The organism is Ruegeria sp. BC1 (assembly GCF_056539305.1).
The window spans coordinates 46,045-67,537 of the sequence record NZ_JBQFUT010000011.1 but is presented as its reverse complement, the minus strand read 5'-3'; the positions used below and the strand labels follow the sequence as shown (position 1 = coordinate 67,537).

The following is a 21,493-nucleotide window of genomic DNA, read 5'->3' as shown; positions in this document are numbered from 1 at the left end:
CCGCCACAGGCACGACGATGCGCGCAAATTGATCAAGAAGGGTTATCTAATGTCCGTTTTCCTTCGCCGCAGCTGCGGCGCAGTTCTGGCTTATGCCGTTATCACCCAGGGCGCGTTCGCCGATGTCACCGCTCAGGACGTCTGGGACGACTGGCAAACCTACCTGACCCAGATGGGATATACCGTCACCGGTGATCAGGCGGTCTCAGGCGAAGTAACCACCGTGTCGGATATGACACTGTCCATCGACATGCCGGACACGGACGGTTCGTTCAAGGCGGTCGTCCCGCAGATGACCCTGACCGAAAATGGCGACGGCACAGTCAGCATCGGCCTGCCCGAGAGCTTTCCCATGACCCTGTCAGGCGAAGAGGAAGGCGAGGCGTTTTCCGTCGATATCCTTTATACACATTCTGGGTTGAAAATGGTGGTCTCGGGCTCTCCCGACGATATGACCTATGACTATTCAGCCGATGCACTTGGCATCAAGCTGGAAGGGCTGACAGTCGATGGAGATCCCCTGCCAGAAGACATTCTGGCCGTGAACTTCGGTTTGACCAACTTGGCTGGTAATTCGCGGATGAAGATCGGTGAAAACCGCGATGTGGATCAGAAATTCACCGCCGACGGGCTGACCTATGATCTGATGTTCAAAGATCCCGAAGGCGCGGAAAATGGCCTAATCAAGGGCGCGCTGAACCAGCTGACCTTTGAGGGCACGAACGTGATCCCTTCAAGCTTTGATGGTTCTGACCCGCAGACCTTCTTCAAAAGCGGGTTTTCGTTCTCGGGCCTGTTTACATATGCGGCAGGCAATACGTCGATTGAAGGCACCAGCGAGGGCCAGGCCTTTTCGATGGGCAGCGAATCCGAAGGCGGGCGCTTTGCGGTCAGCCTTGACGATCAGCGCCTTGCCTACGATGTCGAGCAGAACAGCTCAAAGCTGGCTGTGACCACAGCCGATCTGCCTTTCCCGATTGAGATTGCGATGGCCAATGCCGGGTTGAAATTCGAATTCCCGGTGCAGGAATCCGAAGAAATTCAACCGTTTGGCTTCGCCATCAACCTGACAGACTTCACCATGTCCGATGTCTTGTGGAGCATCTTTGACCCCGCCGGCGCCCTACCGCGCGATCCCGCAACCATCGCGCTGGACACCTCCGGAACGGCCAAAGTCCTGACGAATTTCTTTGATCCCGCCGAGATTGAAGCACTTGAGACATCGGGTGAGGCACCGGGTGAGCTGCATTCGCTGAAAATCAACGAATTGCTAGTGTCGCTTGTTGGCGCAAAGCTGACGGGTGAGGGCGACTTCACCTTTGACAACACCAAAGCGGCGGAATTCGACGGCATGCCAGCCCCGTCAGGTGTTGCGAACTTGCAGCTGACCGGTGCCAACGCGTTGATCGACACGCTGATCGGAATGGGTCTAATTCAGGAAAGCGATGCGCTGGGTGCGCGTATGATGATGGGTCTGATGGCAGTGCCGGGTGATGCGCCGGACACGCTGAAATCGAAAATCGAATTCACCGAAGATGGCCAGATTTTGGCCAACGGTCAGCGCATCAAGTGATGACCTGAGGCGGGGCCGCTCTGCGGCCCTGCTTGACCCCATGGGTGCTGGTCATCGTACCCATCACCCAATTTTGCCCTGTTCAATATACCTGCGGGTCTTGCGGGATGCCCGGTCCAAGGCTAGGTCCAGAACATCAAGACCGGAGGCCATATGACCCAAACACCTGAAGAGATCAGCCACGCCCTGCTGGACGCGGCCCGCAAAGCCGGGGCCGACACGGCGGATGCCATCGTGATTGATGGCTCTTCGGTGTCGGTCGATGTGCGCGGCGGGGCATTGGAAAATGCCGAACGCTCGGAAGGAACCGATCTTGGGCTACGGGTGTTTCTGGGCAAGCGACAAGCGATTGTCTCCAGCTCGGACAGCCGCACTGAGACCCTGAATGCGATGGCCGAACGGGCCGTGGCGATGGCACGAGAGGCCCCCGAAGACCCATTCACCGGATTGGCCGATGCGGATCAACTGGCCACGAGTTGGGACCTGCAAGCGCTGGAATTATTCGACCCGACCCCAGAGCCGGCAGCAGAAGATCTTTTGCAGGATGCGCTATCTGCCGAAGCTGCGGCGTTGGCTGTTCAAGGCGTTACGCAAGTGTCCGATGCGGCAGCGGCATATGGCATGCATCGCGTACATATGGCCGCTAGCAACGGCTTTACCGGAGGCTATTCCCGCACCAGCCGATCAACGTCATGCGTGGCAATTTCGGGCGAAGGCACCGGGATGGAGCGCGACTATGACGGAGACAGCCGCACCTTTCAAAGCGATCTGCGCGACCCGGAAGAAATCGGCCGCAACGCAGGTGAACGCGCGGTGGCGCTGGTTGGGGCTCAAAAACCCAACACCGGGACCTTTCCCGTGCTGTTCGACGAACGCATCTCATCCTCTCTGATCGGTCACCTGCTGGGGGCAAGCAACGGGGCCGCAATTGCCCGTGGCGCATCCTGGCTGAAAGATTGTCTCGGGGAGCAGGTGCTGCCGGACCACCTGTCACTGATCGAAGACCCGCACCGTCCGCGCATCTCGGGCTCGCGCCCGTTCGACGCCGAAGGGCTGGCAACCAATCGGCGCGCCATTGTCGAAAACGGAATTCTGACCGGCTGGACGCTGGACCTGGCCAGCGCACGCAAACTGGACATGATCTCGACCGGGAATGCAGCGCGAGGTGTATCCGGGCCACCGTCGCCCAGTAACTGGAACCTGAGCCTGACGCAGGGCGACCAAAGCCGTGCGGACCTGCTGCGCGACATGGGCACCGGGCTGCTGGTGACGTCGATGATCGGCTCGACCATCAACCCCAATACGGGCGACTATTCGCGCGGCGCCTCGGGTTTCTGGGTCGAGAACGGAGAGATCACCCATCCGGTCAACGAATGCACCATCGCAGGAAATCTGCGCGACATGCTGAAACGCATCATTCCGGCAAACGACGCGCGTCCGTACCTGTCTCGGGTCGTTCCGTCGTTGCTGATCGAAGGGATGACACTTGCCGGCAGCTGATCTTTCCCTGCTGATCGACGCCGCCCGCGAGGCCGGAAAGATCGCCACCCGGTTTTCGGGCACAACAGCGCAGCGCTGGGACAAACCGGATGGCGCAGGCCCGGTGACCGAGGCCGATCTGGCAGTCAACGCCATGCTGGAACAATATCTTCCGACGGCCCGCCCGGGCTATGGCTGGCTGAGTGAAGAGACCGAGGATTCCGCAGACCGCTTGTCCAGGGACAACGTGTTCATCATCGACCCGATCGACGGCACCCGCAGCTTTGCGGAAGGGTCACGAACCTGGGCGCACTCATTGGCTATCACCGAGCGTGGCGAAGTTACAGCTGCTGTGATCTACCTGCCGCTTCGTGACCTTCTCTATGCGGCGGCCAAGGGGCATGGAGCAACGCTGAATGGTGCGCCAATTCAGGTGTCCGGGGTTTCCACTTTGGATGAAGCCGAGCTTTTGGTCGCCAAACCCAATCTGGAGACGCGCCATTGGCGGCAGGGCCAGGTGCCTGAGTTCAAGAGGTCATACCGCCCCTCGCTGGCATATCGTATGGCGCTTATCGGGCAAGGACGGTTTGACGGGATGCTGACGCTCAGGCCCAGTTGGGAGTGGGACATCGCCGCCGGTGATCTGATCGTCCGCGAAGCGGGTGGCACCTGTACAGACCGCCATGGCCATCCCTTGCGGTTCAACAACGCCCACCCGCGCCTGAACGGCGTTCTTGCGGCAGGATCTTCAATCCATGAAACTCTGTCGGCGCGGCTTGACCCGGACAGTACCGGAATCGCCCCATGAGCAAACAGCGTTCCCTGAGTTTGGCCGCTTATCGGGTGCTGTCTTGGGGCGTGTCCCACGCGCCCGATCAACCCGATCTTCCCCGCCCCAAAGGCGAGCTGATCTGGGTTCATATCAACGAGCAACAGCGCCAGCGTGCGGTACTGGATTTCTGCCGTAGGCTGCAACAGGTCCGACCCGAGCTGAATGTCATGCTGACAGCGCCGTCTGATGCTGACCTGAAACGCTGGGAACTGACGGGATATCCACTGGTCCCCCTGCCCTCGGAACAGAACGGGGCGGCAAAAGCCTTTCTCGATTATTGGCGCCCTGACATCGGCCTCTGGGTCGGAGGTGGGCTTATGCCCAACGTGATCACGCGCGCCGAGGAACATGGCGTGCCACTGATTCTGATCGAGGCTCCATCCGATATCCAGATCCCCCGTGGGGCCAGATGGCTTCCCGACATCGCCCGCTATACGTTCGATTGTTTTCAAATCATCCTTACCACCAAATCCGAAACAGCCCGAGCGATCCGACGCCTTGGCGTTGCGTCCGGCAAAGTCAAAGAATCACCGCCACTGCATATCAGCCCGAATCCGAAGCCCTGGCCCGAAGACGAGCTGATCGAAACGAACCATGCGTTGGCCGGGAGACCGGTCTGGCTGGCGACCCACGTCTTGGACAAGGAATTCATCTCGATCCTCAGTGCCCACCGTCAGGCCATGCGGATGCTGCCGCGACTGGCACTGATTTTGCATGTCGCGGATATGGCCGAGGCTGAACCGCTGCTCCGACGACTGGAGACCATGGATCTGCGCTGCGCAAACTGGGACACCGACGGGCATATCGAGGACACAACGCAGGTCATTCTGTCCGCAGCCCCCGAAGATCTGGGGCTTTGGCACCGGGTTTCTGCAGTGACGTTCATGGGCAGCTCGTTGGAACGAGGGGCTTGCGGGCATGATCCGCTTGTCGCCACGGCGCTTGGATCTGCGATCATTCATGGCCCGTTTGTGGATCAGCATAAGCAGATATACGATCAGCTGGACTGGGCCGGCGCCGCACGCTCGGTCAGAACCGCGACCGAACTGGGTGACGCCGTTGTCGAGCTGCTTTCGCCGGATCGGGCTGCGGACATGGCGCTGGCCGGGTGGCAGATCGTGTCCGAGGGCGCGCCACAGGCGGACCAACTAGTAGACATGGTACAGGAGTGTCTGGATCAAAGGAGTGCGGATTGATGCGGGCGCCCGGTTTCTGGAACACCACCCCCGATCAGCTGGATATTCGGGCCAGACTGCTGGCACCGCTGGGGCGTGTTTATGCTGCTGCAACCGCACGGCGCATCGCGTCAGAGCCCGGGTTCAATCCGGGTGTTCCGGTCATCTGCATCGGCAACTTGAACGCGGGTGGAACCGGCAAAACGCCAACTGTGATCTGGGTGGCCGAACAACTGCGTGACGCCTGGCACGAAACCCATGTTGTCACACGCGGCCATGGAGGCTCGCTGGAAGGCCCAGTTCGGGTCGACCCCAGAAAACACACCGCAGCTCAGGTCGGGGACGAGCCACTGTTGCTGGCCGCATTTACCGAGGTCTGGGTTTCCAAAGACCGCGCCGCCGGGGCCAAGGCCGCTACCGAGGCCGGGGCCACGGTAATCGTACTGGATGATGGGTTTCAGAACCCTTCGGTCGCCAAGGATTTCTCGGTCATCGTGGTGGATGCGGAACGTGGGTTCGGCAACGGCCTGTGCCTGCCTGCCGGACCCTTACGGGAACCCGTCGATACAGGGTTGCAGCGCGCCGATCTGGTATTGTCACTGGGTGACGCCTCTGCGCAGGAACGCTTCGCGGATAGCTGGGGCAGCAGTCTGACCGTTCCCCACGCCACCGGCACGGTCAAACCCCTGCAAACCGGAATGGATTGGACGGGTACACCGGTTCTTGCTTTTGCCGGTATCGGCCATCCTGAGAAATTCTTCGCCACCCTGCGCCAACAAGGGGCAACCCTGCTTCGGGCCGAGGCGCTGGACGATCACCAGCCGCTAACTCCCGCCCTGATGACGCGGCTGGAAAACGAAGCGCGTCTGCTGGGTGCACAGATGGTGACAACGGAAAAGGACGCCGTGCGCCTGCCTCCCGCTTTTCGCAGCAAGGTTGTCACTCTGCCCGTTCGATTGAAAGTGAATGAGGCCGATAAGGTCCGGCAGTCGCTGCTGCAGATCGCCCCATCGCCAAAATAGGGCGACCGGCCCATATCGGGCCGATCGCATGGAATGTTAGCTGCCGAGCTCTTCTTCGATCAACTTCTTGAAGTCGGCATAAGACTGGTTGTCGACCTTCTTGCCGTTCACGATGAAGGATGGGGTGGATTGAATGCCGTCCCGCTCGGCGTTTTCCTGATACCAGGCAACCAGGGTCTGCGCCTGTGTGCCATCCTGCAGGCAGGCGTCAAGCTGGGCATTGTCGATACCGGCCAGACGACCGATCTTGCGCAGTTCGTCCACGATTTCGGCTGGACCTCCGGCTTTGGTCCATTCGGACTGACCTTCATAGATCAGGTCGGAAATGCCAAAGAACTTTTCGGGTCCGCCGCAGCGTGCCACCATCGACGCCCACAATCCATATTTGTCAAAGTAGACCTCACGATAGGTAAACTTGACCTTACCGGTGTCGATGAAATCCTTCTTGAGCTGCTTGTACGGGCCCTGATGAAAATTGGCACAATGCGGGCAGGTGTAGGATGCATATTCGATGATTTCGACTGGCGCATCCTCGGCGCCTTGCACCATGTCCACAATGGTCGAAGTGTCCAGATCGGCCTCTTGCGCCTCGGCGCTGCTGACCAGCGGATAGGTCGGTGACGAATTCGACAGTGACAGCCAATACCCGCCTGCCGCGACGGCAATCGCCGCACAAATTCCGGTTGCTATACGGCTCATTACTCAGCCCTTTCTCAGCGTTTTTTGTTTGGATAAAACGTTTCGCCCCAGACGTTCAAGCGCAGCCCGCAGATCACTGTCGTGAACATCACGCGCGGCGCGGTCCGCCTCGGCTTCGATTTCTGGTTCGATCTTGGGTTTCGCCTGCTTCGGTTTGTGGTCGAAACTGGCCTGCCCCTCGGCAAATCCCGTCGGAGCTGTCTGCGTGATGCGCACCCGACTGATGGCGTTATAGCCATAAACCGCATTCACCTTGCCGCGCAGTTGCTCTTTTTGCATTTCAAGCATCGGGGCCTGCGGACCGGTGGTCAGCACGGTCAGCGTCGCGCCCATTCCGCCCTTTCCATAGCCCACATTCACGGGCCGCGCGATAGCCGCCAGATCCTGCCCGACAATGTCAGCCCAATGGGTCAACAGGCGCGATACGGCAAAGCCCCGGCTTTCGCCGGCGCGCCTGATCTGGCCGTTCAGCAATGTCGCGGTGCGTTTGAACCCGCGGGTCGAAGAACGTCTGCGCTGCATCTGGTTTCCAACTCCTGCGCCGCTATTGTAAAGGGCATGACAACGGGCGCCAGCGAAACCCGACAGGGAGGTGATTAAAATTTGCGTGAAACTGGTGATTTTGACGTAAGCACCGCTTTGCTGGACTGGTACGACCGCCATGCCCGCAAGATGCCATGGCGCGTCGGCCCGGCAGAACGGGCCGCAGGCGTTGTACCCGACCCGTACCGAATTTGGTTGTCCGAAGTGATGCTGCAACAGACCACCGTTGCCGCTGTGCGCGACTATTTCATGCGCTTCACATCCCGCTGGCCAACGGTTCAGGCCCTGGCCGCTGCACCAGACGATCAGGTCATGGGCGAATGGGCCGGGCTGGGATACTACGCCCGCGCGCGCAATCTGCTGAAATGCGCCCGCGTGGTAAGCAACGAATATGGCGGAGCCTTCCCAAACAGCTATGACGCTTTGCTAGAACTGCCCGGCATCGGCCCCTATACCGCCGCCGCGATTTCAGCCATCGCCTTTGATCGCCCCGAAACCGTTCTGGACGGCAATGTCGAACGGGTCATGGCCCGCCTGTATGATATTCACGAACCTTTGCCAGGCGCCAAACCGCTGCTGAAGGACAAAGCCACAGAGTTGACGCCTACAACCCGTCCCGGAGACTATGCTCAGGCCGTGATGGATTTGGGTGCAACGATCTGCACCCCAAAATCTCCGGCCTGTGGCATCTGCCCGGTGCGCGATCCTTGCCAGGCACGCGCCGCCGGAACGCAGTCCGACCTGCCCCGCAAGACACCGAAAAAGCCCAAACCGACCCGATATGGGCATGTCTACATCGCTCAGCGCGACGACGGAGCCCTGCTGCTGGAACGTCGCCCCGACAAGGGGCTGCTGGGGGGCATGCTGGGCTGGCCCGGTTCTGACTGGTCTGAAGCACCGCCCGAAACGCCCCCTTTTGCGGCGAACTGGCAGATCGTTTCGGGTGAGGTGCGCCACACCTTTACCCACTTCCACCTGATACTGCGCATCTGGACAGCCACATTCTCCACTGCCCCCGAAAACCTGATTGTGATGGAAAAACACGCTTTTCGGCGCGGCGACCTGCCAACCGTCATGCGTAAAGCCCATGACCTTTGGCGCGGCCGCTAACCCATTGTGCTGCACGCGTATCTGAGACTAATCTCGGCGCAGTTTTTCGGAGTCACCTTATGACCGCACCCGGAACCCTGTACCGTTGGCAGACAGCCCTGCCCTACTGGGTATCATTCTTACTTATTCCCCTAATCTGGGTCACCGCAGTTGCAGGGGGCTGGTGGGTCTTGCTGATTCCGCTTTCGACCTGGTGGGCATTTGCAGTGCTGGATCGCCTGACAGGGCTGAATTTGAACAACGCCGATCCAAACACAGATGACTCTGTCCTGCGGTGGTACATTTTGCTGACGAAAACCTGGGTGCCGGTGCAGTTCCTGACACTTTACGGGCTGATCTGGTACGCCACGCATACTGATCACCTGTCGTCGCTGGCCAAAGTCGGATTGTTCTTTGGCATGGGCGTGATCTCGGGCACAATCGGCATCAATTACAGCCATGAATTGATGCATCAAAAAGGGCGGGTCGAACGATGGCTGGGCGATATCCTGCTGGCGATGGTTCTGTATTCACACTTCCGGTCCGAACATCTGCTGGTGCATCACCGCTATGTCGGCACCCCGCGTGATCCGGTGACGGCGCGTTACAACGAGGGCTTCCACCGCTTTTACCCGCGCGTCCTGAAACAATGTCTTCTGTCCGCCTTCCGGGCCGAGCGCGATAAACTGTCCCGTAAAGACCGCCGATGGACAGATCGCAGCAACCCATTCTGGCGGTATTGGGGGCTGCAGGCCGGGATGCTGGCCATGGCCTTCGTGATCGGAGGTTGGTCCGGGCTTGCCCTGTTCCTGCTTCAGGCTGGTGTTGCCATCTGGCAGCTCGAACTAGTTAATTACGTGGAACATTACGGCCTGACCCGAAAATATCTGGGCGAGGGAAAATACGAACACGTGCATCCACGCCATTCCTGGAATGCCTCGCAAAAGGCCTCAAACTGGCTGCTGATCAACCTGCAACGCCATTCGGACCACCACTATAAACCAAACCGTCGCTTTCCGCTGTTGCAGCACCATTCTGAAGATACCGCACCACAACTGCCCTACGGCTACCCGGTGATGACCGTTGCTGCGATGATCCCACCGCTCTGGCGCCGTGTCATGAACCCGCGCGTCCGAGCCTGGCGGCGCCAATACTACCCCGAGGTCACTGACTGGGCGCCCTACAACACATCTCAGAATCCCTGGCCACGATCCTGACTGCAGCGCGCATCAGCGTGCCGCCCAAATGTCCATCGGGTACTCCACGCCTCGCACCGTTTGGTTTTCGTGCTTGTCGAATCCCGCCATCAACTCTAACGCACGATTGCCTTCCTGTTCCAATTGCCTGCGGACCGAATCGCTCAGTACAATCCTTGCCCGAAGCTCTCGCGTGGATGCCTCCAACTTGGCGGCCACGTTCACAGCATCGCCGATCACGGCAAACTCCAGACGATTGGCCCCGATATCCCCCAGAACGACCGACCCGAAATGCACCCCAATCCCGACGTGAATCTCTGGCTCTCCCGCCCGGCGGCGCTCAACATTCCAACGGTCGATAACATTCACCATGCCGCATGCGCAGGCCACTGCATTGCTGGCATCCATTGGCGTTGGCACCGGCGTGCCGAATGTCGCCATCAGCCCGTCGCCCAGGTATTTGTCGAGCGTGCCGTGATGACGAAACACCTCGGCCTCCATCCGGGCATGAAAGCCGCGCAGAACTTCGATCACCTCGTAGGAATCCCGCCCCGAGGCATATTTGGTGAACCCAACAATATCGATGAAAAGGACGGCTATGTCCTCTTTACGAACCTGTTTCAGCGGCTCGTCGTTCTGGCTCAACTCCTCAACCACATTCGGCGAGAAATAGCGTGACAGGTTCGCCCTTTCCCGCTCCAGCCCTGCGTTGGTCATCAACAGGCGGTTCAGTCGCCGCATCGAAACACCAAGCGTTACGGCCACCATCACAAACACGATGATTTGCTGTATCCGCTGAGGCACCATGAAACTGTTCGGGTCCAACAGTTCGGCAACATCAGGGTAGCCTTGCAGCGCGTTCGCGACCTTTTCACTAAGCCCCGGGATCGGCGTCGCAACCCACCAGGCGATAATCCACCCGGCCGTCCACACCCCCGCTGTCCAGGACCCGATGGCAATCACCGTCCGCCACGAATAGGCCAGTGTCCCGGCCGCCAGAATGATGAAGAAATACTGGAAATTGTCGAACCGGTATTGCATCGCCAACGGCCGTACATCATCGCTGAACGGGTTTGGCACGATCATGCCAAGGGTCATGATCAGCAGGTCCACAAAGATCAGCAGCAGTTCCGTCCTTGACTGCCCCACACGGCCCGCCCGCCGGATCAGCCAGCCATTGGCACAGATCAACAGCAGGATGAAATGATACCAAAGCACCTCCCATTGCGGGTTGAGGAAAACCAACAGCATCCCGGTCAAGGCCATGGCAACCCAACGGGCGCGGACGGCAAGCTCCAACCCTTCGCGCTTGTGCCGTTCCAGCGCGGCTTCGGTATATTTGTTTTCCAGATCGAACGTGTCCGGGCGGGTTACAAAGAACCGTTCAAAGCGGGACTCGTTGGCAGTGGTATCCGACATTGCAGAAACTCCTTCACTACGCAGCAGGATACAGAAGGTGCCATTCGAAACCAGACGCCCCGAAAACAAAAGACCCCGCCGGAAACGGCGGGGCAAGGCGTAGTGCCTTGTGTCAGGCCACAGGCACCGGCGGTGTTCGTAAATCAGTTCATCTCGGCCCGGATCTGCTGGCGCAGCACGTCGATCGGTACCGTCTTACCGTCTTTCTTAAAGCACCAGTACGTCCAACCATTGCAGGACGGTGCATTTTCCAGATGCGCCCCCACCTGATGGATCGAGCCTTTGACATTGTCGCCCACAAGCGTGCCGTCCGCGCGCACCTTGGCCTTGTGGCGCTGGTTCATGGAATACAGTTCCTCACCCGGGCGCAGCATGCCGCGTTCGACCAGCTGACCAAAGGGGACGCGCGGTTCGGCGCGTTTGCTCGCGCTGACCTCCAGCGCCTCGCGGTCGAATTTGCGCACTTTCGAGATGCGCTTTTCGGCAACCTTGCGATAGCTCGCTTCGCGTTCGATACCGATGAATTCGCGGCCCAGCATCTTGGCAACCGCCCCGGTCGTACCGGTGCCAAAGAATGGATCCAGAACCACATCACCCGGATTAGTCGATCCGATCAGAACCCGGTGCAATAGCGATTCCGGCTTTTGCGTTGGATGCGCTTTGTCGCCGTTTTCATCTTTCAATCGCTCATGCCCGGTGCAAATCGGCAGCACCCAGTCGCTGCGCATCTGTACGCCTTCGTTCAGGGCTTTCAGCGCCTCGTAATTGAAGGTGTATTTCGCACCCTCGCGTTTGCTGGCCCAGATCATCGTCTCATGCGCGTTGGTAAAGCGTTTGCCGCGGAAATTCGGCATCGGGTTTGACTTGCGCCACACAACATCGTTCAGAATCCAGTATCCTGCGTCCTGTAGGGCCGAGCCCACGCGGAAGATGTTGTGGTAAGACCCAATCACCCAAATCGCCCCATTGGGTTTGAGCAGGCGGTGCGCCGCCTTCAGCCACTCACGGGTAAACTGATCATATGCGCCAAAGCTGGAAAACTGGTCCCAATGGTCGTCAACCGCGTCCACCTGGCTGTTGTCAGGGCGGTGCAACTGGCCTTTGAGCTGCAGATTATAGGGCGGATCCGCGAAGATCAGGTCCACCGACGCCTCGGGCAGACTGTTCATCACGTCGATGCAGTCGCCAGATAGAATCGTGTTTAAAGGGAGCGCTTTTGCGCCCTTTTTAGTGGTTGTTGTCATTTTACTGCCTCAAGTATCCACGGCGCTTTTGCGCTCATTTGGTTGAGACAAGGATGAGTCAAAGACGATTCGCCGTCAATTTCTTTTTTGAATCAGCAGCTTACGATTTACTCTTGATACAAGATATTGTGCACCGGCTTAAAGGAACGTCTATGGTGTGGGGTCACACCAAGATTTTGCAGTGCTTCTTTGTGTTGTTTCGACGGATAGCCTGCATTTGTCTCCCATCCATAACCGGGATGCTGTTGCGCCAAATCCACCATCAGCTGATCGCGCCAGTTTTTGGCGATGATCGACGCCGCCGCAATCGACACGGATCTGGCATCACCTTTGACCACGGCCTGCGACGGGATTTTCAGCCCTCGGGGGATCATATTACCGTCGATCAGCAGAAAATCAGGCGCCGGGTTCAACGCTGCCACTGCGCGCACCATCGCCAGATGCGAAGCGCGGAGAATGTTGAACTCATCAATCTCGGCCACCGTGGCTTCGGCCACCGCAAACTCGGCGCGTTCGCGCAGCGCGGTATTCAGTGCCATTCGGCGATTGGCCGTCAGCTTTTTGGAATCATTCAGCCCATCAGGGATATCATCAGGATTCAGGATGACCGCAGCGGCGACCACCGGCCCGGCCAGTGGCCCACGCCCGACCTCATCCACGCCCGCGATCCGCACGCTGCCTCGCGCCAACAACGCCCGTTCAAGTTCAAAATCTGGTATCGTCATATCACCGGAAAATCGCGTTTCACCGCCTATCGCAAGAAAAAAGAGAGGGTGGCCCGCGCCACCCTCTCTCTGCGCGGCGCTTCTGCGGCGCCGCTCCTGCTCGAAAACGATTACTTGTAAACCACTCGGTATCCTTGCTGGCGCAGGCATACGGGTTCATACGCCCGCTTCACCTTTTTGCCATCCCAGAACCCGACTTTGCACTTTTGCGGCAGGCTATTGGCATATTTGTAATGTTTGGTAAGGCACTTCTGCCGAAGCAGCGGGCGCTTGGACGAATAGGTTTCATAGGTCTTCAAGCATTTCTGCGGCAGGTCATACTTTGCAACGCGACGCGGCAATGGCCGCACCGGGTAACGAGGTTTAACCGGGTCCGGGCGATAAACTGGGGCCGGTCGATAAACATGCGTCTGATTACGGCTGACGCGCTGCTTGTCTTTCTCGTTGTTATAGTAATGAACCCCTGCGCCAATAAGCGCGATGGCCGCCAGGCCCCCTAGAATATCCTTGGCGTCGGCTGCACGCGCCTGAGAGGCCGATACGCCGGTAATGGCAATTGCGGTGGCAACAATCAGTGCAATGAATTTTCGGTGCATGATGCTTGTCCTTGTTTGTCGTTTGATGCGATCCGGCATGAGCCGCGAATTCCTTGCACCGAACCTGGGCCCTGTCCCCTCAGACAAGCAATAACGCCCCCTTGTTATCGGATATCAGGCCACCGAAACCCCTTAGGTTATTGAATATCGCGCAATCCCGTGCGCAGGATGCGGCCTATGAAACAGATCCTCTCTTCTCTGGCCCTGTTGGCCCTGATATCGCTAGGCACTGCTGCGGCGGCGGCCGATTGCTATGCCGATTACAAGGCCAAGCAGGATAATCCGCTTCGTCTGCACTACGGCGTGATGCAGGTTTCAGCCTGCGACAAAGGGCAGGCAAAGAAAGAGATTGCCCAACGCCTCAACGGGTCGGGCTGGACCCTGCTGAACGTCATGTCCGTTTTCGGACCGGAAGGGTTGGATAAAAGGAAGGCCAATGCCGGAAAATTCTATCTCCGTTACTGAGGCCCGCCGATCCGGTGTCAGACTGGTCGGCGCGGGCATCGCGGCAATCGTAGTGATTCTGGTGACGGCAGCGATCTTTCTGTTCTGGACCCTGCCCGATGCCAACGCCTTCAACGCCAGGGTGGAACGGCTGTTTATCGAAAGCGACCTGACCTCGCAGACCGAGATTCGCCTGTTAGAGATTTTGGCGCAATCAGGCACCGCCTTTGCCGATACGTTGTCCAGCTATCGCATGGTCATTTTTGTTCTGCTGGTTTTTGCCAGCGCCATGTTGGTGACCGCGCTGGTGTTTCTGGTGATGCTGGTACTGCTGAACCGCCGGATGGCTCAGATCGAGCGCACCGGCATTCAGGTGACCTCGCTGCTGATCAGCCGCGAGGAAAATACTGTTTACCTGAACAACATGGATTTCAAACTGACCCCGGCGGCGATGGAAACCCTATCCGTGCTGGCGGAATCTCGACTGGATGATGAGGTTCTGTCCGGTGCCCAAATCGAAGGGATGATATCGGGCAAAGACGCCGCCGATTGCGATGAGGCCGCAGGAGCAACGCGGATCAAACGGCTTCGCGATGCTTTGGGCAATCAGATGGTCAGCGAATTGTTGGTCAAGAACATCGCGAAAAAGGGTTATATGCTGTCGATTGAGAAAAGCGTGATTCAGATGGTCTGAGCGCGGCTTTGCACAAGTATTGTTCAGAAAAATACCGGTGTTCCCCCTTGGAAAACCCAGGCCAAAGACCCATCCTATAACAACCTGTGCCAGGGAGGTTGATGATGAACGTCCACGCCACACCAAAAACCAAGGGCTATGGGATCTCAGTTGAGCGATTGAGCGGCCGGATCGCGATTTACCGGGATGAGGTTCTGTTGGCCGAAAGCTCTGACGCCAAGGTCATGTACGAAACGCGCCTGCCGGCGACAATTTACATCCCGCGCAAGGATGTTTGCATCGAACTGAGCGAAGAGACCGAACTGCAGACCTTCTGCCCGTTCAAAGGGACGGCAACCTATCACGATATCCTTGTTGACGGTCAGCGGTTGGCGAATTCCGTCTGGGCCTACGAAGATGCTCTGCCCGAAAGCACTGCTATTCAGGGTCACATCGGGTTCATGCCGAACGCTTATTCGCGGATTGATCTGGGTAAAAACCAACTCAGAGCCCCCGATGACGGCAATATCAGCGGGCCGCTTATTGACTGGTTGATGCGCGGCGCGTCCGAGAATGATTCTCCGGAGACATTCACCAAAGCGCTGGCCGAAAAGATGCTGGAACACGGGATCGCCATTCAGCGGCTGAGCATCCTGGCTTGGTCCTTGCATCCGCTGATTGCCGGGAAACACTACATCTGGGAAAAGGGCGAGGAAGAGATTTCGACCAATGTGCCCACTTATGAGATTCATGATCACCCGGCCTACATCAACAGCCCCCTGCGCCACGTGGCGAACGGGCTGGGCGGTGTGCGCCAGCGTCTGAACGATGAAAACCCCCAAAACAGTTTTCCGATCATGGAGGATCTGCGGGCAAAGGGAGCCACTGATTACGTCGCCATGCCGCTGCCGTTTTCCGATGGGCGAACCAATGTTTTGACCCTGACCTGTGATCACCCGGACGGATTTACCACGGCAAATCTCGGGCTGGTTTTTGAATGCTCGGCGGTGATTGCCCGATACTATGAGGCCTTCATGCAGCGTGAAAATGCCCAGGTCCTGCTTGAAACCTATGTAGGCAAGCGGTCCGGTGCCCGAGTCCTGGGTGGGGAAATCCGGCGCGGCGACGGGGATGAGATCGACGCCGCCATCATGTTCTGCGACCTGCGCAACTCTACCAGCCTCGAAGAACAACTGGGTCGGGCTGACTATATCAACCTGCTGAACGATTTTTTCGAAACCGTGTCCGGAGTTGTACATGACAACGGAGGAGAGGTTCTGAAGTTCATCGGCGACGCTGTTCTGGCAGTTTTCCCCGAGGGTGAGGACTCGATCGTTGCGCGCGGAAATGCGCAACGCTCGGCCATCGAAATCGTCGAAAAACTGGACGAACTGCGGCTGTCAGGCTCCGATACCCATTGCGATTGCTCAATCGGCGTCGCTTATGGGCAGGTCACTTACGGCAACGTCGGGTCCCGCGAGCGGTTGGATTTTACGGTGATCGGTCAGGCCGCGAACATTGCCGCCCGGTTGGGCGAGTATGGTAAGACGGTAAATCACAGAATTGTCGTGTCAGCAGACATCATGCCTGCCTGCGCCAATGCACTGCCGTTGGGGGAGGTCAAGCTGCACAACGTGTCCCAACCCGTTAAGTCCTATGCCCTCAGAACATCCGCAGACGCCCCGTTAAACTCCTGAAGTCTCGGGATGAGGCTTCTACCGCCCTCGCTGAGGGAATGATCCAACGCCTTGCAACCCGCACACCGGGCCAATGCCGCTTTGGTTACGCCCCCAACAGGATCAAGGCCGTTTGCGCAGGCGAAATGATGCTTTGAAGTTGGGCGATCTGGCTGCGGGCAAGATACTGATCCGTCAGACGGGCAATAGCTCCCTCGTCAGTGAATTGCCCAAGATCGTCGGACCCGGTTATCCCTGACAACCTGTCCTTGAACACCTCGAGCTGTTTGTCGATATCCAACTGGGCAAAGCTAGATGGCAATCCTAGCGCCGTTTCAATCATGCTCCGCAGCGGCGGCAGGCCCATCAAGTCAAACCACTTTGTGTCCGGGCTGCTGTCCTGTGCAGCCAGATCAGCAAGGGCGTGCTGCGCGTAAAGAGATATACGCATCGTTTCGTTAGCCGAGCCCACGGCGATTTCAAAGCGGGACACAACATTGTTCTGGGCTATGTCTTCCATGTTGGAGATCACACTCGTCTTTCGAACCTCTCCCGGCCCCAACCCGAAAGCCGCAGAAAACTCCCGGTATCTTTTGTCCGCCAACCTGTTTGACAAAGCGTCATCTGCATGTGTGCCATCGGACAGGATTTTCTGGACGAAATAGCGATTGTCCAGATCACCCTCCAAACCGAAAGCACCCAACGCGACTTGAAGAAGGCGGCGATCCGAAACAAGGTCTTCAGCTGTTTGCACCCTGCCAATGTTATTCAAAAAATACTCCGTCTCCCTTTCATTGGCGGCTGATGACGAAAAGCTGTCCAGTTGCGCCTCGTAGGTGCGTTGCAGGAACCGCCAGCCGACAACGCCGCCAGAAGGTATGACGGGCTGGAACGTCATTGCTGGTACGCCATCAACCGTTCTTCACGCGGCAACAAGGCCCGCAGCGATTTCAGACACCTGTAATACTGCTCGGCCAGCAAAGCCTCAGTAGCTTCGGACAATACCCGACGACTGTCTGCGTCGGTAAATACCTGGCTCAATTCCTCAACCCGCCGCAGCAATTGTTGGCGCGCCCGGTCAGGCTCCATATCGCCGGACAGAACAAGCTGAGCGGCATAGCACACTCGCCGTACCGGCGTGTTCACTTCATCCGGATGAATCGCGTCACGCAAGCGCAGGACATTCGCGTCCGGTGTCATGATCGAAAACCGGCTGCGGCGATCCCCGTTTTCAACAACCACCCCGTTGATCAGCACCCTCTCTTTCGGAGCCAGTTTCAGAACCAACCCCCCCATCAGGATGCACTCATCTGCCGCAACCCACGCAGCACAGCCATGTTGATCTCAAGTAAGGGCTCTACCGTTGCCTTGTTGCCCAAAACCTGACTGCTGTGTTGCTCGGTAAACTCTGCCAGATAGAATATCCGGGCGCGCAGCTCGTTGGGTAGAGCGTTGTCGGAATCCGATACTCCGGTCGCCAGTAAAGTCCACAACCGGCGATTCTCGTGCAGCGCCTGAACGAACGCGCCGAAATCGGTCTTGCGTCGCGCCGCAGCGGCTTTGAGTCGATGCGTGATCTTGGAGATCGCCTCGTACTCGGTATCACGCGGAGTGCGGGTTGGGGCGGTGGTTTGCGCATACGCGCGCTGTGCAAGAGTTTGCGGGGTCACTTGAAATCCTTCCGGTAGGCCGTCTTTTGGCGGTCATTGCCGGGGCGCGAAAACGCGCCCCGGCCAGATTCCGAAACTTAGCGGAACAGCGACAGAATCGACTGCGGTGCCTGGTTGGCGATCGACAGCGACTGCGTGGCCAACTGCTGCTGCACCTGAAGAGCCTGCAGACGCGCCGAGGTCTCTTCCATATCGGCATCAACCAGCGAGCCGATGCCTGATTTGAACGAGTCAGACAGGTTCGAGATGAACTCTTTCTGAGTCTCGATCCGGCTCTGGGACGAACCGAAGGCGGCCGATGCATCAATCGACGTGTCGATCAAGGACTCAATCGCAGCCAGAGCAGACGTCGCGCCCGCACCGGTTGAAACGTCAATGCCCGTCAGTGCGCCAAGGCCACCTGCACCCGCATTCACGTACTGTGCCGAGAAGGAGATATCGTCACCGGTTGCATTACTGACAGACAGGGTGCCCTGCGTGCCCGAGTCGTAGTCGACGGTCAGACCGGTAATACCCAACTCATCAATTTTGGCCTTCAGCCCCACGGCAACCAAATCGCCGGTAGTGGTAGCAGCTGCGTCTGCCGCTGATACCGTGTACGACACAACCTGATCGTCGATTGCGACAATTACTTTATCTCCGGCAGCAAACGTCCCGCTGGATTCATCGGTTACCAATGCGGTCGCCGAGGTTGCGCCGTTATCAATGGTGGCACCCACTCGGTCATTGCCGGTCGAAGCGCCCGTCGATCCGTCAAATACCTGAGCCGTGACATATCCACCGGTCGACAGGTCTTGACCAGCGACCGAGATTGACGAGGCCGTTACCGCACCGGTGTTGTCCCGATCCAGTGACGCCAGGATCGAGGCCGAACCCGCCGAGCCATCCACCAGATTCAGGCCATTGAACTGCGCTGCACTGACGACCGAGGCAATCTGGTCTTTCAGAGCGGTCACATCGTCATTGATCTTACCTCGGTCGACATTGTCCTCCTGTGCAGAGACGATCTTGCCTTTCATCTGAGTCAAAAGGTCGGTCACAGTTTCGGCCGCGTTTCGTGCCACAGCTACCGTCGATTCACCCAGCGCAAGGCTGTCTTTGATGGCGTTGAAGCCGTTGACGTCGGATTCCATAACCTTTGAAATCGCCCAGACGGCCGAATTGTCCTTGGCGGTCGCGACATCCTTACCGGTCGAGATCGCGTTCTGGGTCTGTGCCAGGTTCTTGTTGACCGATTTCAGGGTTTGAAGCGCAACCATTGCGCCATTGTTGGTCAGAATGCTGGACATAGCTTTCTTCCTTTTTCGTTCGGGCCTTTCGCGCCCATGCTGACCCCGCAAGGTGCGGGCTTTGACGTCTTTCTGATCGGTGCGATCCGCCGTCGGGCTGTTCGCGCCACCTGCTGTTTCAGGTGCAAGCCCACCATTGACCCCGATCCCCTAACGGAGTGCTAAAGCCCCCGAGTCAGAAAAATCGGATTTGAATCAAACGCGCCACTATGCCCGTTTTTCCAGTTTCGCGTGGCTGCGGACGGTGAACCCGTTTCGCTGACCGTCTGCGCCATAGGTGTTGAATTCCTGCCGAACCCGACGCAATTCAGCCATACGCGCGGCAATGCTGCGAATGCCTTCGGCCGCGCTGTTCAATAACGCCTGATTTCGTTCAACCTTGTCCTGAAGGCGAACCAACTCGGAACTCTCATAATCCCTAAGTCCATTGATCGCTTTAATAAGCTTTTCCTTTTCAGGACCAGTTTGATTCAAACGTTCCAAATCGCCTTCGACAAGCACTTTGCGCTCAACGTCCAGCAGGTCTTCCAGCGATCGGATCAGGTCGGTTTCAGGCTTGGTCGGCATTGGTTTTCTCCATCATGGAACGAAATAGAATCTCGGACAGCCCAACGCCCCCGGCCTCAGCCAGCGCTCGGGCCTGATGCTGCACAAGAAAGGACGAGAACTGGTCTTCGCCTGCCCCGCCCCCAAAGGATTTGCGCGCCTCGCCCAATCCAGCGGATTTAAGCATTTCCGTCAGAAACGCCGTTTCCAGCTCGACTGCCACAGCCTGTAATTTTTCTGTCGGCGTTGGCAGTTGCCCGGTGGCAGGCGGCGCAGAAATCTTCATCGTTTTCTCCGAATTTGCATTGAACTTTCTCGATCAAAGGCGAAAGCGGTTAAAATAAATGTAACTTCCTGCGGGCAGATTTCGGGTCACACAAACGGAGTCGGAGCAAAATGCCCAACCCTCTTTCAACGGTGATGCCGTCGCCATCCACGGCACCAGATGCGGCCCCGCCAACACCGCGCACACTCAACGGCGCTATGTCCTTTCAGGTCATCATGGCGCAGGAAACCGGCCCCTCGCCCGCAGAACAGCACACACCCGCTCTGCGGGTTCAGGGCACCGACACCGGACCGGAATTGGAAGAGGTCATCGAGGAAGAAGAGATGATAGAAATCTCTGCAGTACCGGAGGATCAGCAACCCGCCAAAGTTCGGCCGGTTGCACAGGACACTGTTCCGGCCCCTTACAGAGACGCGACCGGTAAGGAAACGATATTACCGCCTTCAATCCCGAGGAAAAAGGATAAGACGGGTGAACCACAGACGGGTTCTGACACAACCGCCCCGACCTCCGCATCAAACCCTCACCCGGTCGCGTTTCAGGCTTTGATCTGGAAGGCCGCTAAACCGGCGGCACCGACGCAAACCATCGCGAAATCGCAGAACATACAGAACTCACCGACACCTGCGGACGCGCGCGTGATCCAAAGGAGCGATCCGCCGCCGGCCGTCGAGCCGGAGCGGGACGTGCCGCAAAGCCCGCCCTCTGTCAATCAGGCATCAAAACAACCAACCCCAGTCAATCACGCACCCGCATTCGGTCAAATCCAGCTGTTGGCAGCAGACAGCGCTGCCTCCCCGTCCGAGGGCGAGCCGCATCCGGAAATCGAAGATGTTCAAGGGGCAAATGAGTCGACGGTTCTGACCACGACTCGCGATACTGGCCCCGCTGTTCAATCCGTGACAGCAACCGCCCGCGCAGAAACCGCGCGTGCCATCGCAAGTCAGGTGGCGTCGGTTATCACATCACGCGCGCACCCCGGCACGATCGAAGTCGCACTGAACCCCGAGGAGCTTGGGCGTGTCTCGATCGTTTTGAACGGTCGTGACGACGGGCTGCACATGACGATTTCAGCGGAACGCCCGGAAACACTGGATTTGATGCGCCGGCACCTCTCAGTACTGGAATCCGAGTTTAAGAGTTTTGATTTGGGCAATCTGTCCCTTGATCTGGGCACCTCAGCAGACAACCAACAAGAGGCTTCTCCTGCCGACCGGGATGCGATGTCTTCCGAGGCGCACCCCGCGCCAGCCATCGAAGCTGACGCCGCCGTTCCCGAAACGAACCCAGATGGACGCATCGACATAAGGCTTTAAC

General features: G+C 58.1%; 23 protein-coding genes. 11 read left to right on the top strand and 12 right to left on the bottom strand.

The genetic code is table 11. The annotated features are described in order from the left end of the window. Nucleotides 1-49: 49 nt before the first annotated feature. From ACR0IY_RS19750 to lpxK, 5 genes are all read left to right on the top strand, one after another. Entirely contained in the window at nucleotides 50-1,573 is a 1,524-nt protein-coding gene (locus ACR0IY_RS19750; protein ID WP_480676387.1) for a DUF2125 domain-containing protein, read from the top strand. 153 nt (nucleotides 1,574-1,726) lie between these two features. Continuing rightward, complete coding sequence (locus tag ACR0IY_RS19745; protein ID WP_480676385.1) at nucleotides 1,727-3,073, top strand: TldD/PmbA family protein; 1,347 nt, start codon at nucleotides 1,727-1,729, stop codon at nucleotides 3,071-3,073. Next, the gene (locus ACR0IY_RS19740) at nucleotides 3,060-3,860 is read left to right on the top strand and encodes an inositol monophosphatase family protein (RefSeq protein ID WP_480676383.1); all 801 of its coding nucleotides are present in this window, start codon (nucleotides 3,060-3,062) and stop codon (nucleotides 3,858-3,860) included. The genes ACR0IY_RS19745 and ACR0IY_RS19740 overlap by 14 nt, the downstream gene beginning before the upstream one ends. Then, nucleotides 3,857-5,080 (top strand): 3-deoxy-D-manno-octulosonic acid transferase, encoded by a 1,224-nt coding sequence (locus ACR0IY_RS19735; RefSeq protein WP_480676381.1) that lies wholly within the window; start codon nucleotides 3,857-3,859, stop codon nucleotides 5,078-5,080. Before ACR0IY_RS19740 ends, ACR0IY_RS19735 begins: the two co-directional genes overlap by 4 nt. After that, on the top strand, nucleotides 5,080-6,081 hold the full coding sequence (lpxK, locus tag ACR0IY_RS19730; protein WP_480676379.1) for a tetraacyldisaccharide 4'-kinase: 1,002 nt from the start codon (nucleotides 5,080-5,082) through the stop codon (nucleotides 6,079-6,081). Before ACR0IY_RS19735 ends, lpxK begins: the two co-directional genes overlap by 1 nt. 36 nt (nucleotides 6,082-6,117) lie before the next feature. Here the strand turns inward: lpxK and ACR0IY_RS19725 are convergent, their stop codons facing one another. Next, nucleotides 6,118-6,780: a DsbA family protein gene (locus tag ACR0IY_RS19725; protein WP_480676377.1), complete on the bottom strand. Its 663-nt coding sequence runs from the start codon at nucleotides 6,778-6,780 to the stop codon at nucleotides 6,118-6,120. Between the two features lie 3 nt (nucleotides 6,781-6,783). Further along, nucleotides 6,784-7,302, bottom strand: coding sequence for a DUF721 domain-containing protein (locus ACR0IY_RS19720; protein ID WP_480676375.1), 519 nt, complete (start codon nucleotides 7,300-7,302; stop codon nucleotides 6,784-6,786). 81 nt (nucleotides 7,303-7,383) lie between these two features. Here ACR0IY_RS19720 and mutY point away from each other — a divergent pair, with 81 nt between their 5' ends. Next, entirely contained in the window at nucleotides 7,384-8,433 is a 1,050-nt protein-coding gene (mutY, locus tag ACR0IY_RS19715) for an A/G-specific adenine glycosylase (protein WP_480676373.1), read from the top strand. Between the two features lie 59 nt (nucleotides 8,434-8,492). Next, nucleotides 8,493-9,629, top strand: coding sequence for an alkane 1-monooxygenase (locus tag ACR0IY_RS19710; protein WP_480676371.1), 1,137 nt, complete (start codon nucleotides 8,493-8,495; stop codon nucleotides 9,627-9,629). A gap of 12 nt (nucleotides 9,630-9,641) precedes the next feature. Here ACR0IY_RS19710 and ACR0IY_RS19705 read toward each other — a convergent pair whose 3' ends face one another. From ACR0IY_RS19705 to ACR0IY_RS19690, 4 genes are all read right to left on the bottom strand, one after another. Further along, the gene (locus ACR0IY_RS19705; RefSeq protein ID WP_480676369.1) at nucleotides 9,642-11,027 is read right to left on the bottom strand and encodes an adenylate/guanylate cyclase domain-containing protein; all 1,386 of its coding nucleotides are present in this window, start codon (nucleotides 11,025-11,027) and stop codon (nucleotides 9,642-9,644) included. A gap of 143 nt (nucleotides 11,028-11,170) precedes the next feature. Continuing rightward, complete coding sequence (locus ACR0IY_RS19700) at nucleotides 11,171-12,271, bottom strand: DNA methyltransferase (protein WP_480676367.1); 1,101 nt, start codon at nucleotides 12,269-12,271, stop codon at nucleotides 11,171-11,173. 107 nt (nucleotides 12,272-12,378) lie between these two features. Then, the gene (locus ACR0IY_RS19695) at nucleotides 12,379-12,996 is read right to left on the bottom strand and encodes a ribonuclease HII (RefSeq protein WP_480676365.1); all 618 of its coding nucleotides are present in this window, start codon (nucleotides 12,994-12,996) and stop codon (nucleotides 12,379-12,381) included. A gap of 110 nt (nucleotides 12,997-13,106) precedes the next feature. Beyond that, nucleotides 13,107-13,631: a hypothetical protein gene (locus ACR0IY_RS19690; protein WP_480676363.1), complete on the bottom strand. Its 525-nt coding sequence runs from the start codon at nucleotides 13,629-13,631 to the stop codon at nucleotides 13,107-13,109. 138 nt (nucleotides 13,632-13,769) lie between these two features. Between ACR0IY_RS19690 and ACR0IY_RS19685 the strand changes: the two genes are divergently transcribed. The 3 genes from ACR0IY_RS19685 to ACR0IY_RS19675 all read left to right on the top strand — a co-directional run bounded on the left by ACR0IY_RS19685 (nucleotide 13,770) and on the right by ACR0IY_RS19675 (nucleotide 16,406). Continuing rightward, nucleotides 13,770-14,057, top strand: coding sequence for a hypothetical protein (locus ACR0IY_RS19685; RefSeq protein ID WP_480676361.1), 288 nt, complete (start codon nucleotides 13,770-13,772; stop codon nucleotides 14,055-14,057). Then, nucleotides 14,029-14,730, top strand: coding sequence for a winged helix-turn-helix domain-containing protein (locus tag ACR0IY_RS19680; protein WP_480676359.1), 702 nt, complete (start codon nucleotides 14,029-14,031; stop codon nucleotides 14,728-14,730). The genes ACR0IY_RS19685 and ACR0IY_RS19680 overlap by 29 nt, the downstream gene beginning before the upstream one ends. Nucleotides 14,731-14,834: 104 nt before the next feature. Further along, a complete protein-coding gene (locus tag ACR0IY_RS19675) occupies nucleotides 14,835-16,406 on the top strand; it encodes a DUF427 domain-containing protein (protein WP_480676502.1) in 1,572 nt (523 codons plus the stop codon). A gap of 85 nt (nucleotides 16,407-16,491) precedes the next feature. On the opposite strand, the gene ACR0IY_RS19670 is transcribed toward ACR0IY_RS19675, so the two are convergent. The 6 genes from ACR0IY_RS19670 to ACR0IY_RS19645 form a co-directional block, all read right to left on the bottom strand. Continuing rightward, nucleotides 16,492-17,283 (bottom strand): DUF1217 domain-containing protein, encoded by a 792-nt coding sequence (locus ACR0IY_RS19670; RefSeq protein ID WP_480676357.1) that lies wholly within the window; start codon nucleotides 17,281-17,283, stop codon nucleotides 16,492-16,494. Beyond that, the gene (gene flbT / locus ACR0IY_RS19665) at nucleotides 17,280-17,681 is read right to left on the bottom strand and encodes a flagellar biosynthesis repressor FlbT (protein WP_480676355.1); all 402 of its coding nucleotides are present in this window, start codon (nucleotides 17,679-17,681) and stop codon (nucleotides 17,280-17,282) included. The genes ACR0IY_RS19670 and flbT overlap by 4 nt, the downstream gene beginning before the upstream one ends. Then, nucleotides 17,681-18,055: a flagellar biosynthesis regulator FlaF gene (flaF, locus tag ACR0IY_RS19660; RefSeq protein WP_480676353.1), complete on the bottom strand. Its 375-nt coding sequence runs from the start codon at nucleotides 18,053-18,055 to the stop codon at nucleotides 17,681-17,683. Before flaF ends, flbT begins: the two co-directional genes overlap by 1 nt. Nucleotides 18,056-18,132: 77 nt before the next feature. Continuing rightward, a complete protein-coding gene (locus tag ACR0IY_RS19655) occupies nucleotides 18,133-19,344 on the bottom strand; it encodes a flagellin N-terminal helical domain-containing protein (RefSeq protein ID WP_480676351.1) in 1,212 nt (403 codons plus the stop codon). Between the two features lie 207 nt (nucleotides 19,345-19,551). Beyond that, nucleotides 19,552-19,911, bottom strand: a complete 360-nt coding sequence (locus ACR0IY_RS19650; protein WP_480676349.1) for a flagellar biosynthesis protein FlgN — start codon at nucleotides 19,909-19,911, stop codon at nucleotides 19,552-19,554. Then, nucleotides 19,895-20,176, bottom strand: coding sequence for a rod-binding protein (locus ACR0IY_RS19645; protein ID WP_480676347.1), 282 nt, complete (start codon nucleotides 20,174-20,176; stop codon nucleotides 19,895-19,897). The genes ACR0IY_RS19650 and ACR0IY_RS19645 overlap by 17 nt, the downstream gene beginning before the upstream one ends. Before the next feature lie 110 nt (nucleotides 20,177-20,286). Here ACR0IY_RS19645 and ACR0IY_RS19640 point away from each other — a divergent pair, with 110 nt between their 5' ends. Beyond that, nucleotides 20,287-21,492, top strand: coding sequence for a flagellar hook-length control protein FliK (locus tag ACR0IY_RS19640; RefSeq protein ID WP_480676345.1), 1,206 nt, complete (start codon nucleotides 20,287-20,289; stop codon nucleotides 21,490-21,492). Nucleotide 21,493 lies beyond the last annotated feature (1 nt).